Below are 14,775 nucleotides of genomic sequence, written 5' to 3' on the forward strand. Positions count from 1 at the left end.
TCGATCAAGCGATAAGGCTAGGGAAGATTCTTCCTACGAGGCATTAGATAACAAAGCGCCTTTATATACGTCTGGCTCGCGGGTTTAAAGTTAGCGAGCTATGTAATTTGTAGGTTAATTGTTACAAGGGGGTTAAAGCCTGACAGCTATGGGTTAATTGACCTTCATGCTGCGAGAGTTTTAGCGCTTAAGGATCCAGGAATTTTCCCAGCTTTTCTTAAGTGATCATCCTATAGCTCCAGGAATTCTCAATGGGCTTGCGCAGAGCGGAAACTAATTGAAAGCACCCCTGGAGTTCCCGCGTCGGCTTCCCCTACACTCGAAGAACGCTCTGGCCTTGGGTCGGAGCCGCTAAATCGGGGAGCGGGCGACTGCCATGATGTTTTTGTCCGTTATCGACTAAAGCAAACAGACCGCGAGAGTGCGCTGTGTCGCGGTGAATTCGAGGAATAAAAATTGAACAAGATTTACTCGAGTGCTGAATCCGCCTTGCAAGGGCTTGTCGAAGACGGCATGACGCTGGCTGTGGGCGGTTTTGGACTGTGCGGGATTCCAGAGGCACTGATTGCTGCCTTGCGTGACACCGGCAAACGTGAGTTGACCGTGATCAGCAATAACGCCGGCGTGGACGGGTTTGGTCTGGGCCAACTGCTGGCAACGCGCCAGATCCGCAAGATGATTTCTTCGTATGTAGGCGAAAACAAAGAGTTCGAGCGTCAGTACCTGGCGGGCGAACTTGAGTTGGAGTTCACTCCGCAGGGGACCCTGGCTGAGAAGTTACGGGCTGGCGGGGCTGGGATTCCGGCGTTTTACACCAAGACCGGTTACGGTACGTTGGTGGCAGAAGGCAAGGAAACCCGCGAGTTCGATGGTGAGTGGTACGTCATGGAGCGTTCGTTGCGCGCCGATGTGGCACTGGTCAAAGCCTGGAAGGCCGATAAATCCGGCAACCTGCTGTTCAATAAAACGGCCCGCAACTTCAACCCGTTGGCGGCGATGGCAGCCAAGGTGTGTGTGGTTGAAGTGGAAGAAATCGTCGAAGTCGGCGAGATTGAGCCAGATCAGGTCCATTTGCCCGGGATTTACGTACAGCGGCTGATACTGAATGCCAGCCCGGAAAAACGCATCGAACAACGCACTGTGCGGAGCGCCTGACCATGGCCTGGACTCGTGAAGAAATGGCGCAACGCGCCGCCCAAGAACTGCAGGACGGTTTTTACGTCAACCTGGGTATTGGTCTGCCAACGCTCGTGGCCAATTACATTCCCGAGGGGATGGATGTCTGGCTGCAAAGTGAAAACGGTCTGCTTGGCATTGGCCCGTTCCCGCTTGAAGACGAAGTGAACGCCGACCTGATCAATGCTGGCAAACAGACGATCACCACGTTGCCCGGCAGCAGTTTTTTCAACAGCGCTGACTCATTCGCAATGATTCGCGGAGGGCACATCAATCTCTCCATTCTGGGGGCGATGCAAGTTTCCGAGAAGGGTGACCTGGCCAACTGGATGATTCCGGGCAAGATGGTCAAAGGCATGGGGGGCGCTATGGACCTGGTGGCAGGGGTCAAGCGCGTGGTGGTGCTAATGGAACATACTGCCAAGGGCGGCACCCACAAACTGCTCAAACAATGTGATTTGCCGCTGACAGGCGTGGGGGTGGTCGATCGGATCATTACCGACCTGGGCGTACTCGATGTGACCGAGCAAGGGCTCAAGCTGGTTGAGCTGGCTTCAGGCGTTACGCTGGAGCAACTGCAAGCGGCGACTGGCTGCGACATCAAGGCCTAGGCCCGGTGTCAGGCGTGAATGCCTGCGCCCCAAACGCAAAAAGCCCCGGCTCGCAGGAACCGGGGCTTTTTGCTGCAGCGTGAATCAGCGTTCCAGATCTTTGATCTTGCCTTTCACACCATCAAACTCTTCCGCGTCCGGAAGAGCATCTTTTCTCTCGGTGATGTTGGGCCAGATTTCAGCCAGCTCAACATTCAACTGAATAAACTCTTGCATGTCTGCAGGCACTTCATCTTCAGAGAAGATCGCTTGTGCAGGGCATTCAGGCTCACAAAGCGCGCAGTCAATGCACTCATCCGGGTGAATCACCAGGAAGTTCGGGCCTTCGTAAAAGCAGTCCACCGGACAGACTTCTACGCAGTCGGTGTACTTGCACTTGATGCAGTTGTCGGTGACGACGAAGGTCATTTCTAATTTTCTCCTCAGGCGGCGGCAGCGAAGCCCTTCCAGTTCGGGTTCGCCGGGCTCGGGAGTGATATCTACTGAACAGGCTAATAGGCCAGTAGCATCCCGAACCGCGCGCGATTCTAGCAGCTTTTAAAGGCGTGTCTTTAGTGTGTAGAGCAAATCCAGTGCTTTACGCGGCGTCATGTTGTCCAGATCCAGCTTGGACAGGTCATCCAGTACCGGGTGTGGCAGGCTGGCAAACATATCGCTTTGTAGCGGCGCGGGCTTCTTGCCGGGCGTCGGACGCGGTGCTTCATGGGGCAGGCTGGTGGTCTCCAGTCGGCTCAGATGCTCGCGGGCGCGGGTGATGACGGCCGTTGGAACCCCGGCCAGTTGCGCTACCGCCAAACCATAACTCTGACTGGCCGGCCCCGGCAACACATGGTGCAGGAATACGATGCGTTCATTGTGTTCGGTGGCGCTCAAATGCACGTTGGCGACCAATGGCTCGTTTTCAGGCAGTACTGTCAGTTCAAAGTAATGGGTGGCGAACAAAGTGTAAGCGCGCAATTGGGCAAGCCGTTCGGCCGCCGCCCAGGCCAGCGACAGACCGTCGAAGGTGCTGGTACCGCGGCCCACTTCATCCATCAGTACCAGGCTGCGTTCAGTGGCATTGTGCAAAATATTGGCGGTTTCGCTCATTTCCACCATAAAGGTCGAGCGTCCACCGGCCAGGTCGTCGCTGGAGCCGATCCGGGTAAAAATCCGGTCCACCAGAGACAGTTCGCAGCTGGCCGCGGGTACAAAGCTACCAATGTGTGCCAGCAGTACGATCAACGCCGTCTGGCGCATATAGGTCGATTTACCGCCCATGTTCGGGCCGGTGATCACCAGCATGCGGGTGTTGTCATCCAGCCCCAGGTCGTTGGCCACGAACGGCGTGGTCAGTACTTGTTCGACCACGGGGTGACGGCCCTGGCTGATGCGCATACACGGCTCATCGACAAAACGCGGGCAGTTCAAGTCGAGGTTCAGGGCTCGTTCGGCCAGATTGCTCAGTACGTCCAGTTCGGCCAGGGCCGACGCGGTGTCCTGCAGTGGCGGCAAGTGCCCGATCAGCGTTTCGAGCAGGGCTTCGTAAAGCATTTTCTCGCGGGCCAGGGCACGGCTTTTGGCCGACAGGGCTTTATCTTCGAAGGCTTTCAGCTCCGGAGTGATAAAGCGTTCCGCACCTTTCAGGGTTTGACGGCGGATGTAGTCGGCTGGTGCCTGTTCGGCTTGCTTGCTTGGCAGCTCGATGAAATAGCCATGCACCCGGTTGTAGCCGACCTTGAGATTGGCCAGGCCGGTACGGGCTTTTTCACGGGCTTCCAGATCGATCAGGAACTGACCGGCATTTTCACTGAGCGACTGCAGCTCATCCAGCTCGGCGTCATACCCGGTTTTTAATACGCCGCCATCGCGAATGACCGCGGGCGGGTTATCGATGACGGCTCTTTCCAGCAAGGCCGCCAGCTCGGGGTAGGTACAGGTGGTGACGGCCAGTTGTTGCAGGTGCGGTGCTTCGAGGCCCTGCATGGCATCTTGCAGTTCTGGCAGGGCACCCAATGCATCGCGCAAGCGCGCCAAGTCCCGTGGGCGCGCATTGCGCAGGCCGATACGGGCCAGGATGCGTTCCAGATCGCCGATTTCTTTGAGCTGGGGCTGCAGTTTTTCGAAGCGATAACCATCCAGCAGGCAGGTAATCGAGGTTTGACGAGCCAATAGCACGTTCAAGTCGCGTAATGGACGGTTCAACCAGCGGGTCAGCAAACGGCTACCCATGGAGGTCTGGCAGCGATCGACCACGGACTGCAAGGTATTGTCGCGGCCACCGGCCAGGTTGGTGTCCAGCTCGAGGTTACGCCGGCTGGCGCCGTCGAGCACCACGGTGTCATCGAGCCGTTCATGGCGCAGGCTGCGCAAGTGGGGCAGGGCTGTACGCTGTGTTTCCTTGGCGTAGCTGAGCAAGCAACCGGCAGCACCGATGGCCAGGGTCAGGTTCTCGCAGCCGAAACCTTTAAGGTCCTGGGTAGAGAACTGCTGGCACAGGCTTTTCAGAGCAGAGTCGCGTTCAAAGTCCCATGGCGCACGGCGTCGGACGCCACGGCGTTTTTCGGCGGGCAGGCCTTGTGGCCAGTCGTCGGGGATCATCAGCTCAACCGGGTTAATGCGTTCCAGCTCTGCCAGCAGGTTTTCCCAGCCCTTGATCTCCAGTACCGAAAAGTTGCCGCTGGTGATATCCAGTACTGCAAGGCCAAACAAGCGTTCATCGCCGAGTACTGCTGCAATCAGGTTGTCGCGACGCTCATCCAGCAACGCCTCGTCGCTGACGGTACCCGGCGTGATGATGCGCACCACTTGGCGGTCTACGGGCCCCTTGCTCGTGGCCGGATCACCGACCTGCTCGCAAATGACCACGGACTCGCCGAGCTTTACCAGCTTGGCCAGGTAACCTTCGGCCGCGTGGTAAGGAATCCCGCACATCGGGATTGCTTGCCCGGCAGACTGCCCGCGCGCCGTCAGCGTGATATCCAGCAACTTGGCAGCCTTTTTCGCATCTTCATAAAAGATTTCGTAGAAGTCGCCCATGCGATAGAACATCAGCTGGTCGGGGTGCTGGTTCTTCAGGCGCCAGTATTGCTGCATCATCGGCGTGTGTGAGGACAGGTCGGAGGTATTTTTACTCATCTGGGCTTAGGCGGATTCGTTCATAAGTGGGGAAAAGCAGGCGCGTGGCCTGAGGGTTTCGCAATGGGCGCAAGGTTAACATGTCAGCCCCCTGCATCTACAGGGACGCGGGCAGCAGGTATTCGGCGGTTGCTCTATAAATAGAAGAAATAGCATTTGCCATCGGTAATCACGCTCAGCACTATCTCTATCCATGTCTAAACGAACTGTTTCCACCGTCCTTAAAGAACTGCTCATCCGGCACCAGATCAGCGCGATGACGCTGCATCGAAGCACGGGCGTACCGCAGTCCACGCTGTCGCGCATCTTGAGTGGCAAGATTGTCGATCCCTCCGATCGGCATATCTCCAGGATTGCCGAGTACTTCAATATCAGCACCGACCGGCTGCGCGGTCGTGATGAGCCGCGAGCGCTGCCCCCGTCTGAACCCCTGCACCCGGAGTTGCGGGACATCTGCCTGTGGGATGACGACACGCCGGTCGCGGATGATGAAGTGTCCATACCGTTCCTGCGTCAGGTTGAACTGGCGGCAGGCTCCGGGCGCTTTGTCATTGAGGAGAGCGAGCGCGCGCGGCTGCGTTTTGGCAAGCGCAGCCTGCGCCACAATGGTGTGCAATTCGACCAGGCGAAGTGCGTGACGGTTCGCGGTGACAGCATGTTGCCTGTACTGCGGGATGGTGCAACGGTGGGGGTCAATGCCGGTAAACGCACCCTCGACGAGGTCATCGACGGAGATCTGTATGCGATCAATCACAATGGTCAGTTACGGGTGAAACAGCTTTATCGCTTGGCAAGCGGTCTCCGTTTGCGCAGTTTCAACCGCGACGAGTACCCCGACGAGGACTACGTCTACAGCGAGTTGGAGGACGAACAGCTTGTGATCCTCGGCCATGTTTTCTGGTGGGGAATGTACGCACGCTAGAGGTCGACTTCAGGAAAAAGCCCACATGAATGTGGGCTTTTTTTTGCCTCTTGAAAGACCTGAACTACGATTCGCGCCCTCTGAGAGTGCTTGCCAAAAGACGCGGGTAAATATATGCATTGATGCATTGACTGTATATACATACAGGCTTAGTCTTGGCTGCATGACGGCCCGTGATCGCATTCAAGCAGGGAGGCGGCGTCGTACTGGGCGCTTGCTGTGCTCATGCCGGAACTGGCGCTTATCAATAAGGACTCAGGAGTGATGACAAGATGAATGAACCACAAGTATTGCTGGATATGCCGGTTTTACTGGTCATCCTTCTCGCTCTGGTAGGCGGGGTCTTCGGTGAGATGTGGCGGGCGGACAAGGACGGCGCGAGCGGGTGGTCTCTGGTTCGACGGCTGGCGCTACGCTCGGGAGCGTGCATGGTGTGCGGCGTCTCTACCTTTATGTTGCTGTACGCAGCGGGGATGTCTGTCCTGGCCGCGGGTGCCTTTGGTTGCCTTACTGCCCTGGCGGGTGCAGACGCAGCAATAAGCCTGTATCAGCGCTGGGCTGCCAAGCGGCTGGGTGTTGCTGACTCGGAGGTCGATTCGCGGATTGAACCCTAGAGCAGGATAACGCCCGTGACGATCATGCTGTCTTGCAACAGCGACCTGCTCGTGTAGGTTATGGCGTTTATCCGCCCCTCAGGAGATCGATCATGGACCCGCTATCGAAACTCGCTGCTGAACTTGGGAAGCACTTGCTGGCTCTGAAGCTTCAGGTGACAACGGCCGAATCCTGCACCGGTGGCGGGATAGCTGAGGCAATTACCCGAATTGCCGGCAGCTCTGCCTGGTTCGAGGCAGGCTTTGTGACCTATTCCAATCAACAAAAGACCAAGCAGCTGGAGGTTCCCGAATCCTTGTTTTCCCGTGTCGGTGCCGTGAGTCGCGAGGTGGTTGAGGCGATGGCGCTTGGCGCCCAGAAGCAGAGCGGGGCGTATTTTTCCGTCGCGGTGAGCGGGGTGGCCGGGCCCGGCGGTGGTTCGCCGGAGAAACCGGTTGGTACCGTCTGGCTGGCATGGGTCGCCGGCGATACGGTGTCGGCCGAGTGCCGGCATTTTTCCGGCGATCGCGATGAGGTCCGCCGACAAACCGTGGTGGCGGCTTTGGAGGGCTTAATACGCCGAACGGTACGAGAAATAAAAAATCAGGGGTAGGCGATCGTTTAGCGCTGTGGAATAATACTGGCTACTTATACAGTTATCGGCCGTCAGGCCTTATTGATTACGAGAGGACTTTAATGGACGACAACAAGAAGAAAGCCTTGGCTGCGGCCCTGGGTCAGATCGAACGTCAATTCGGCAAGGGCGCCGTGATGCTGATGGGCGACCAGGAGCGCCAGGCTGTGCCGGCAATCTCTACCGGTTCGCTGGGTCTGGACATCGCGCTGGGCATTGGCGGCCTGCCTAAAGGCCGTATTGTTGAAATCTACGGCCCGGAGTCCTCGGGTAAAACCACCCTTACGCTGTCTGTCATTGCGCAGGCACAAAAGGTCGGTGCAACCTGCGCCTTCGTAGATGCCGAGCATGCCCTTGATCCTGAATATGCGGCCAAGCTGGGCGTAAACGTCGACGATCTGCTGGTTTCCCAGCCAGACACGGGCGAGCAGGCCCTGGAAATCACCGACATGCTGGTGCGCTCCAACGCCGTAGACGTCATCATCATCGACTCCGTTGCCGCACTGACACCCAAGGCTGAAATCGAAGGCGACATGGGCGACATGCACGTTGGCCTGCAAGCGCGTCTGATGTCCCAGGCCCTGCGTAAAATTACCGGCAACATCAAGAACGCCAACTGCCTGGTTATCTTCATCAACCAGATCCGGATGAAGATCGGTGTCATGTTCGGTAGCCCGGAAACCACCACCGGTGGTAACGCACTGAAGTTCTACTCATCGGTACGTCTGGATATCCGTCGCACCGGTGCCGTGAAAGAAGGTGATGTGGTCGTCGGCAGCGAAACCCGTGTCAAAGTGGTCAAGAACAAGGTTGCTCCGCCATTCCGTCAGGCCGAATTCCAGATTCTTTACGGCAAGGGCATCTATCTCAATGGCGAGATGATCGACTTGGGCGTATTGCATGGCTTCGTTGAGAAAGCCGGTGCCTGGTACAGCTACCAGGGCAGCAAAATCGGTCAGGGCAAGGCCAACTCGGCCAAGTTCCTGGATGATAATCCTGAGATCAAGGATGCTCTAGAGAAGCAGCTGCGCGAAAAGCTGCTGGGCCCGAAGAGCGAAAGTGAGCTGGCAGACATGAAGTCGATGCCAAAAATGAGCAAAGCTGCCAAGGCTGCTGCGGCAGAGAATGAAGCGGCAGAAATGGAACTGGAAAACGCTGCCGAAAACGATAACTGATAGACATCATGACGGTTGTTCTGGATACCCTCGTCGCGGTAAGACGAACTGCAATGGATCTGCTCGCGCGACGCGAGCACGGTAGAGTCGAGCTGACGCGCAAACTGCGTCAGCGCGGCGCTTGCCCGGAGATGATCGACACTGCCCTTGATCGCCTGACGGAAGAGGGGCTGTTGTCGGAGTCGCGTTACCTCGAAAGCTTTATCAACTACCGTGCCCGCGCCGGCTATGGCCCTTTGCGTATTCGCGAAGAGCTCAGCCAGCGCGGCTTGTCGCGTGGGGATATTGAGGAGGCGTTACGCGAGTGTGGCTTTAACTGGCAAGAGCAGTTGGAGGACACCTGGCGCCGCAAGTTTTCGGGACAGTTACCGGTAGATGCGAAAGAGCGCGCTCGTCAGGGGCGCTTTCTCAGCTATCGCGGGTATCCGCTTGAAATGATCGGCCGCTTGTTAAGCGGCCGAGAGTTTGACGATTGAAACCGGTGTCGCTGTGTAGCCGATATTGAAGGCTGCGCTCAATGACGAAATGCTCGTCAATCTTCCCGCAAGCTCCCCCTTCTATTATTACTCTGTCATTGGCTCGCGCATGACCACGGCGTCGGCATCTTCGACGGCGGCCCAATTATGCGGCAGGTTGATAAAGTTGATCAGCTCACGCAGGCGTCCCTGGTTACGACCGCTGAAGGCGAAGGTCAAGCGGGTGAGATGGGCGAGTTTCGGGTCATCGAAATCCTGGCTGTCATAACCTTGTTGCTGGAAGCCCTCACTCAAGCAAATATCGGCAAATGTCTGCCGGATCTGCTCCAGCGCCTGGGCGCTGAGAGGGCGTTTGATGCGCATCACAAAGGTTTTGTTCACCCAGCGGGTCGAATGGAAGTTGGCGTAAAACTGATTGATCTCAGCCACCGCCTCTTCTGCACTGTGCACCAGGCGTAACAATTTCAAGTCATTGGGCAAGATGTACTGATTGGCCTGCAGTTGGCCGCGAATGAAATCCAGTGCACTTTGCCAAAATGTCCCGCCGGGCATATCCAGCAAAACCAGGGGCACTAACGGCGTTTTACCGGTTTGCATCAGTGTCATGACTTCCAGCACTTCGTCCAGCGTCCCGAAGCCGCCAGGGCACATCACCAGCGCGTCCGCTTCTTTGATGAAAAAAAGCTTTCGGGTAAAAAAGAAGTGAAACGACAGCAAGTTGTCCGAGCCGTGGATGGTGGGGTTGGCATGTTGTTCAAACGGCAGGGTGATATTGAATCCCAGGCTGTGCTGCAGGCCTGCGCCTTCATGGGCTGCGGCCATGATTCCCGCACCGCCGCCGGTGATGACCATCATGTCTGATTTGGCCAGCTCCGCGCCCACCTCTCGGGCCAGTGCATACAGTGGATGCTCGATGGGTGTTCTTGCCGAGCCGAAAACAGTGACTTTGCGTTGTCCCTTGAATTGTTCAAGTACGCGAAAGGTTTTCTCGAGTTCGCGTATCGCCTGCAGGGTGATCTTGGCATTCCAACGATCGAAATCGTCATGGGCCATGCGCAAAACGGTCAGCATCATTTCACGGTAGAGCGCAAGATTCGGGCTGCCGGCAGCCACCTGTTGAAGTTGCACGTCGATCTGATCAACAAGGTTCAGACCTTGGCTTTCGAAGTGCTGCTGCAGGTCATTGGGTTGGTCGGGCATGTACTTCTCCTTCTGTACAACATCCTTGGGCGCGCCGCAAAGTGCTGGGCGCAGCAACACAAAGTGTCAAGGATGATGGCCTGATGATGGTCCTGCCGTGTCTTGACTGGCAATAGCTAATTGCCTGATGCCGATGAAGAATTATCGAGCGCTGGGAGGTACTGGGCAGGAGTGTTGCAGCTTGCACGCCGCAGAGAATGGCGGCGTGCGGCTATGGGCGGGAAGCTACTTTTTACGCTGGCAGTTCTCGGCCCGAAAATCCTGGGTCATCACAGACTTGTTGTTCTTATATTCCTTGAAGCTGTAGCGCAATGTCGCGCCCTGGTTCATCAGGGTCCGAAAGCCTGCGTTGCTGCAAACGCTGCGGCCTAATTGCGGAATCGTCTCTTCAGGGTTGGAGCGCATCTGAGCGGCCAATGTCGGGCTGGCTTCCAGGTTGTTGATCAGGACAGTCCCGTCAACCGTAAACCCTTTATCCAGAAGGTCGGCATTGATGGCTCGAGGTTTGCCTTCGTTGCTTTTTGCCGCAACTTTTTGCAGTGTCTTGTTCAGTTCATAGTCTTTAAGAGAGGCTGCTTGTACGCTCAAGGGGAGCGCGAGCACAAGAGCGACGGTCGGAATGATATAGCGCAACATGAAACTCTCCTGATTCAGTGATGCAGGTTTGACCGGCCACATAGGTGTGCGTTCACTGGCGCGCAAGTATAGGTCAGCATGAGCATGCAGGAAATGCCAACGCGTATGGATTAACGTCCCGGTACTCAGCCTCTGTTAAACTTGAGGCCTTTCTCTTGTGAGCCCGTTCCTGCGCCAACCCGTGGCGAGTGGACGGTCGGCGCCTTTAAGTAAAAAACATGACCTCGATGACCTTTTCCCCGAATGCAGTAGCCCGTTTACGAGACGAGCGTGAAGAGGAGAGTACCAAGCCTTATTTGGCGCGTGGCTCACGTGCGCCGCGTTGCCATACTTGCCGTGTGATTGAAAGTCACTGCCTGTGCAGTTGGAGGCCCAAGGTGAGCGCGCGTTCGGGTGTATGCCTGATCATGACTAAAAAGGAAGTGTTCAAGCCCAGTAACACGGGTTGGCTGATCGCTGATGTGGTCAGCGACAACTTTGCATTCATTTGGTCGCGTACCGAAACTGACGATGGATTGCTCGCGTTATTGTCTGACCCGCAGTGGCAGCCGTATCTGGTGTTTCCCGGTGAATATGTTGCGCCAGAGCGCGTTACGCATACGGTAGAGATCGCCAGTAGCAAGCGGCCTTTGTTTATTTTGCTCGATGCAACCTGGACCGAAGCGCGCAAGATCTTTCGTAAAAGCCCGTACTTTGACGCGTTGCCAATTTTGAGCCTGTTGCCCGAAAAGCTTTCGCGCTATCGCTTGCGCAGATCCACGCGCAGTGAGCATTTGTGCACGGCGGAAGTGGCCAGCTTATGCCTGGAACTTGCCGGTGACAGCGAAGCCTCGAGCGCTCTGGATGCCTATTTCGATGTGTTCAGTCAGCATTACCTGGATGCCAAGAATCAATTGCCGATCAATGAGTCCAGCGTGGCGCATCAGGAACTGGGCGTTTTTGTAAAAGACCTTCCCCATAATCGGTCTCAATAGACTAAAGAAGTAGCGCTACAATTTTCAGTACGATGCAGCAGGTACCCGCGTTGATTTACAACAAGGGGGGCAGCCGAAACAAACACGGGCTCAGGGCTTCAGGTTTTCAACTTGACCCTCTCCGTTGTGCTGGGCATGCTGGCCCCCGTTCGGCTCCGGCTGCAGCTCAAACGCTTTTATTTACTGACGTTTAGCGTAAATCGCCTCCTTTACGCCACAGTCTCTGCGCTGTTGCTTAAGTTGCCTTAGCGAGTTCTGGAATTCCTCAGGGCTTGCCTGAAACAGGATCATTTAAAAAATGGCCACATACGAAGTCCTGATTGCCGACGACCATCCGCTGTTTCGCAGTGCCTTGCATCAGGCCGTGACGCTTGGGCTGGGTTCTGATGTTCGGCTGGTTGAAGTCGCCAGTATTGCTGAGCTTGAGACACAACTGGCAGTCAAGGCTGATTGGGATCTGGTACTGCTTGATTTGAACATGCCGGGTGCCTATGGCTTTTCCGGGCTGGTGTTGTTGCGGGGCCAATACCCGCAAATTCCGGTGGTGATGGTTTCGGCCCAGGAAGAGGCCTCGGTCATGGTGCGTTCCCGTGAGTTCGGCGCCAGTGGCTTCATTCCCAAGTCCAGTTCGCTGGCAGAGATTCAAAAGGCAGTGCGCGCAGTGCTGGATGGCGATGTCAGCTGGCCACCTCAGGCCTTTGAAGAGGTTCAGGTGTCTGCTGAGGCCAAGGCTGCCAGTGAGGGGCTGGCCAGCCTCACGCCCCAACAGTTCCGAGTGTTGACCATGGTGTGCGAAGGTTTGCTGAACAAGCAGATTGCGTATGAGTTGGGTGTGTCCGAAGCGACCATCAAGGCTCATGTCACGGCTATTTTCCGCAAGCTTGGAGTCCGCACTCGGACTCAGGCAGCGCTGCTGTTACAGCAACTTGAATCTATCTCAAGCCATTAAACGCTGGGTTTCACGCTTTTTTGACGCGCTGTAAACTAGCGTTCCCTCTCATTTTTTGTGCAGTTGCCTATCTATGTCGCCTTTTAAAGGTAAAACCGGATTTAAACGGATTTTGAATGCTGGCGGCTATTCGCTGGACGGTTTGCGCGCTGCCTTTACGGGCGAAGCTGCATTTCGGCAGTTGGTCTTGCTTAACGTGATCTTGATTCCGCTGAGCTTTTTCCTGAACGTCAGTCGGGTAGAGCGCGCGTTGCTGATTGCGGTATGTCTGTTGGCGCTGATCGTTGAGCTGCTGAACTCGGCGATTGAGGCGGCGATTGATCGCATTTCCCTGGATTTGCACCCGCTGTCGAAAAACGCCAAGGACATGGGCAGCGCTGCCCAGTTTGTGGTGCTGAGCATGATTGCTGTGGTGTGGGCGGTTATTCTGCTTTAAGCAATTGTCGGCAATACGATCTCGTCGCTGCGCTGAACCCCTGCGGTAAAGGCGCGGCACAGTTCCAGAAATTCGCGCATGGCAGATGTTTGGTACTTCTTCTTGTGCCAGATGAAGTAAAACTGCCGCGACAGATCCAGGTCGGGGGTTTCCACGGCGACCAGGCTGCCGCGTCTGAAGGCGTCACGTAATGCCAATCGCGAAATGCAGCCAATGCCGAGGCCTGATTCAACGGCGCGCTTGATCGCTTCGGTGTGTTCCAGTTCAAGGCGGATGTTGAGTGAACTTTGATGATGGCGCATGGCTTGGTCGAACGTCAGGCGGGTACCGGAGCCTTGCTCACGCAAGATCCACGCTTCATGAGTGAGTTCTTCGAGGGTGGCATGACCACGAGTGGCAAGCGGATGCCGGGGTGCACAAAACACCACGAGTTCATCTTCGACCCAGCTCTGGACTTCGATGTCCGGGTGAGTGCAGTCGCCTTCAATCAGACCCAGGTCAATTTCATAATGGGCGACCTGTTGCACAATATGCGCTGTGTTTTGAACGATCAGTTTGACCTGGCTTTCTGGGTGGGCCTGCATAAAACTGCCGATCAGCAAGGTAGCCAGGTAGTTGCCAATGGTGAGCGTCGCGCCCACGGTCAGCGAGCCAAAACCGGATTTGCCATTGAGCAGGTCTTCGATTTCCTTGGCCTGATCCAGAAGCGCTACGGCTTGAGGCAGCAGTTGACGGCCAAGGGCATTCAGGCTCAAGCGTTTTCCCGCGCGATCGAACAGTTGGCAGCTGGTTTGGCGTTCCAGTTCGGTGATCGAAGTGCTGGCTGCCGATTGAGAAAGGGCCAACAAGCTGGCAGCGCGTGACACGCTCTCTTGTTGGGCGACAGTGACGAACACTTGGAGTTGTCTGAGAGTAAATCGCATATCGATATAACCGATAACCCTTATCTTAATAATTCAGTTAACAGATATTGTCCTCGCCATTAGAATGCTATGCAATCGCGCCCTTAGTCAGCGCTGGCGAATTTAGGAGCCCCGTACATGAGCAACATGAACCACGAACGTGTCCTCAGTGTTCATCACTGGAACGACACCCTGTTCAGCTTCAAGTGCACCCGAGATCCGGGTCTGCGCTTTGAGAACGGTCAGTTCGTGATGATCGGCCTGCAACAGCCCAATGGCCGTCCGCTTATGCGTGCCTATTCGATTGCCAGCCCTAACTGGGAAGAGCATTTGGAGTTCTTCAGCATCAAGGTGCCGGATGGTCCGCTGACTTCCCAGTTGCAGCACTTGAAGGAAGGCGACGAGATCATCATCAGCAAAAAACCGACAGGCACTCTGGTGCTTGACGATTTGAAGCCGGGCAAGCATTTGTATCTGCTGAGCACGGGTACTGGTCTGGCGCCATTCATGAGCGTGATCCAGGACCCGGAAACCTACGAGCGTTTCGAAAAAGTGATCCTGTGCCACGGCGTGCGGTACGTCAATGAAGTCGCTTATCGCGAGTTCATCACTGAGCACTTGCCGCAGAATGAGTTCTTCGGTGAAGCGCTGCGTGAGAAGCTGATCTACTACCCGACCGTGACCCGCGAGCCTTTTGAAAATGAAGGCCGCCTGACTGACCTGATGCGCAGCGGCAAGCTGTTCAGCGACATTGGTCTGCCACCGATCAACCCGCAGGATGACCGTGCCATGTTGTGCGGCAGCCCGAGCATGCTCGATGAAACCAGCGAAGTCCTCAACAGCTTCGGCCTGACCGTTTCGCCGCGTATGCGCGAGCCGGGCGACTACTTGATCGAACGCGCCTTCGTCGAGAAGTAAGCCCGCAGACCAAAAAGCCCGTGGGATCCTTGGATCCCACGGGCTTTTTGTTGTC

The 14,775-nt window shown here is 56.1% G+C and carries 16 protein-coding genes; 11 read left to right on the forward strand and 5 right to left on the reverse strand.

Features of this window, described 5'->3' with window-relative positions:
- Nucleotides 1-456: 456 nt before the first annotated feature.
- On the forward strand, nt 457-1,155 hold the full coding sequence (locus DQN55_RS05200; RefSeq protein WP_048377979.1) for a CoA transferase subunit A: 699 nt from the start codon (nt 457-459) through the stop codon (nt 1,153-1,155).
- 2 nt (nt 1,156-1,157) lie between these two features.
- Nucleotides 1,158-1,787, forward strand: coding sequence for a CoA transferase subunit B (locus DQN55_RS05205; protein WP_048377978.1), 630 nt, complete (start codon nt 1,158-1,160; stop codon nt 1,785-1,787).
- Nucleotides 1,788-1,871: 84 nt separating this feature from the next.
- Here DQN55_RS05205 and fdxA read toward each other — a convergent pair whose 3' ends face one another.
- Nucleotides 1,872-2,195, reverse strand: coding sequence for a ferredoxin FdxA (fdxA, locus tag DQN55_RS05210; RefSeq protein ID WP_048377977.1), 324 nt, complete (start codon nt 2,193-2,195; stop codon nt 1,872-1,874).
- Nucleotides 2,196-2,324: 129 nt separating this feature from the next.
- Complete coding sequence (mutS, locus tag DQN55_RS05215; RefSeq protein WP_048377976.1) at nt 2,325-4,904, reverse strand: DNA mismatch repair protein MutS; 2,580 nt, start codon at nt 4,902-4,904, stop codon at nt 2,325-2,327.
- 193 nt (nt 4,905-5,097) lie between these two features.
- Here mutS and DQN55_RS05220 point away from each other — a divergent pair, with 193 nt between their 5' ends.
- The 5 genes from DQN55_RS05220 (at nt 5,098) to recX (ending at nt 8,705) form a co-directional block, all read left to right on the forward strand.
- Nucleotides 5,098-5,826, forward strand: coding sequence for an XRE family transcriptional regulator (locus DQN55_RS05220; protein WP_074702862.1), 729 nt, complete (start codon nt 5,098-5,100; stop codon nt 5,824-5,826).
- Nucleotides 5,827-6,098: 272 nt separating this feature from the next.
- Entirely contained in the window at nt 6,099-6,440 is a 342-nt protein-coding gene (locus DQN55_RS05225; protein WP_048377974.1) for a phage holin family protein, read from the forward strand.
- Nucleotides 6,441-6,532: 92 nt separating this feature from the next.
- Entirely contained in the window at nt 6,533-7,033 is a 501-nt protein-coding gene (locus DQN55_RS05230) for a CinA family protein (RefSeq protein ID WP_048377973.1), read from the forward strand.
- 83 nt (nt 7,034-7,116) lie between these two features.
- Complete coding sequence (recA, locus tag DQN55_RS05235; protein WP_048377972.1) at nt 7,117-8,229, forward strand: recombinase RecA; 1,113 nt, start codon at nt 7,117-7,119, stop codon at nt 8,227-8,229.
- Nucleotides 8,230-8,237: 8 nt separating this feature from the next.
- Complete coding sequence (recX, locus tag DQN55_RS05240; RefSeq protein WP_048377971.1) at nt 8,238-8,705, forward strand: recombination regulator RecX; 468 nt, start codon at nt 8,238-8,240, stop codon at nt 8,703-8,705.
- Between the two features lie 87 nt (nt 8,706-8,792).
- Here recX and DQN55_RS05245 read toward each other — a convergent pair whose 3' ends face one another.
- Nucleotides 8,793-9,905, reverse strand: a complete 1,113-nt coding sequence (locus DQN55_RS05245) for an LOG family protein (protein WP_048377970.1) — start codon at nt 9,903-9,905, stop codon at nt 8,793-8,795.
- A 225-nt stretch (nt 9,906-10,130) separates the two neighbouring features.
- Nucleotides 10,131-10,541: a PA3611 family quorum-sensing-regulated virulence factor gene (locus DQN55_RS05250; RefSeq protein WP_048377969.1), complete on the reverse strand. Its 411-nt coding sequence runs from the start codon at nt 10,539-10,541 to the stop codon at nt 10,131-10,133.
- A gap of 227 nt (nt 10,542-10,768) precedes the next feature.
- Between DQN55_RS05250 and DQN55_RS05255 the strand changes: the two genes are divergently transcribed.
- The 3 genes from DQN55_RS05255 to DQN55_RS05265 all read left to right on the forward strand — a co-directional run bounded on the left by DQN55_RS05255 (nt 10,769) and on the right by DQN55_RS05265 (nt 12,900).
- Complete coding sequence (locus DQN55_RS05255; RefSeq protein WP_048377968.1) at nt 10,769-11,515, forward strand: tRNA-uridine aminocarboxypropyltransferase; 747 nt, start codon at nt 10,769-10,771, stop codon at nt 11,513-11,515.
- 298 nt (nt 11,516-11,813) lie between these two features.
- Nucleotides 11,814-12,464: a response regulator transcription factor ErdR gene (erdR, locus tag DQN55_RS05260; RefSeq protein WP_048377967.1), complete on the forward strand. Its 651-nt coding sequence runs from the start codon at nt 11,814-11,816 to the stop codon at nt 12,462-12,464.
- A gap of 73 nt (nt 12,465-12,537) precedes the next feature.
- The gene (locus DQN55_RS05265; protein WP_048377966.1) at nt 12,538-12,900 is read left to right on the forward strand and encodes a diacylglycerol kinase; all 363 of its coding nucleotides are present in this window, start codon (nt 12,538-12,540) and stop codon (nt 12,898-12,900) included.
- Here the strand turns inward: DQN55_RS05265 and DQN55_RS05270 are convergent.
- Entirely contained in the window at nt 12,897-13,823 is a 927-nt protein-coding gene (locus tag DQN55_RS05270; protein ID WP_048377965.1) for a LysR family transcriptional regulator, read from the reverse strand. The two genes, DQN55_RS05265 and DQN55_RS05270, sit on opposite strands and share 4 nt — an antisense overlap.
- Nucleotides 13,824-13,940: 117 nt before the next feature.
- Between DQN55_RS05270 and fpr the strand changes: the two genes are divergently transcribed.
- Entirely contained in the window at nt 13,941-14,720 is a 780-nt protein-coding gene (gene fpr / locus DQN55_RS05275; protein ID WP_007923929.1) for a ferredoxin-NADP reductase, read from the forward strand.
- The last annotated feature ends 55 nt before the right edge of the window (nt 14,721-14,775 follow it).

Origin of the sequence: Pseudomonas taetrolens (assembly GCF_900475285.1) — a bacterium.
Classification (GTDB): Bacteria; Pseudomonadota; Gammaproteobacteria; order Pseudomonadales; family Pseudomonadaceae; genus Aquipseudomonas; species Aquipseudomonas taetrolens.

What these genes read in the sequence shown, in the direction of transcription:
- DQN55_RS05250 (WP_048377969.1), bottom strand. Translation starts at nt 10,541, where the DNA reads ATGTTGCGCTATATCATTCCGACCGTCGCTCTTGTGCTCGCGCTCCCC.
- DQN55_RS05255 (WP_048377968.1), top strand. Translation starts at nt 10,769, where the DNA reads ATGACCTTTTCCCCGAATGCAGTAGCCCGTTTACGAGACGAGCGTGAA.
- DQN55_RS05270 (WP_048377965.1), bottom strand. Translation starts at nt 13,823, where the DNA reads ATGCGATTTACTCTCAGACAACTCCAAGTGTTCGTCACTGTCGCCCAA.
- DQN55_RS05225 (WP_048377974.1), top strand. Translation starts at nt 6,099, where the DNA reads ATGAATGAACCACAAGTATTGCTGGATATGCCGGTTTTACTGGTCATC.
- DQN55_RS05265 (WP_048377966.1), top strand. Translation starts at nt 12,538, where the DNA reads ATGTCGCCTTTTAAAGGTAAAACCGGATTTAAACGGATTTTGAATGCT.
- DQN55_RS05220 (WP_074702862.1), top strand. Translation starts at nt 5,098, where the DNA reads ATGTCTAAACGAACTGTTTCCACCGTCCTTAAAGAACTGCTCATCCGG.
- erdR (WP_048377967.1), top strand. Translation starts at nt 11,814, where the DNA reads ATGGCCACATACGAAGTCCTGATTGCCGACGACCATCCGCTGTTTCGC.
- recX (WP_048377971.1), top strand. Translation starts at nt 8,238, where the DNA reads ATGACGGTTGTTCTGGATACCCTCGTCGCGGTAAGACGAACTGCAATG.
- DQN55_RS05205 (WP_048377978.1), top strand. Translation starts at nt 1,158, where the DNA reads ATGGCCTGGACTCGTGAAGAAATGGCGCAACGCGCCGCCCAAGAACTG.
- DQN55_RS05230 (WP_048377973.1), top strand. Translation starts at nt 6,533, where the DNA reads ATGGACCCGCTATCGAAACTCGCTGCTGAACTTGGGAAGCACTTGCTG.
- mutS (WP_048377976.1), bottom strand. Translation starts at nt 4,904, where the DNA reads ATGAGTAAAAATACCTCCGACCTGTCCTCACACACGCCGATGATGCAG.
- fpr (WP_007923929.1), top strand. Translation starts at nt 13,941, where the DNA reads ATGAGCAACATGAACCACGAACGTGTCCTCAGTGTTCATCACTGGAAC.
- recA (WP_048377972.1), top strand. Translation starts at nt 7,117, where the DNA reads ATGGACGACAACAAGAAGAAAGCCTTGGCTGCGGCCCTGGGTCAGATC.
- fdxA (WP_048377977.1), bottom strand. Translation starts at nt 2,195, where the DNA reads ATGACCTTCGTCGTCACCGACAACTGCATCAAGTGCAAGTACACCGAC.
- DQN55_RS05245 (WP_048377970.1), bottom strand. Translation starts at nt 9,905, where the DNA reads ATGCCCGACCAACCCAATGACCTGCAGCAGCACTTCGAAAGCCAAGGT.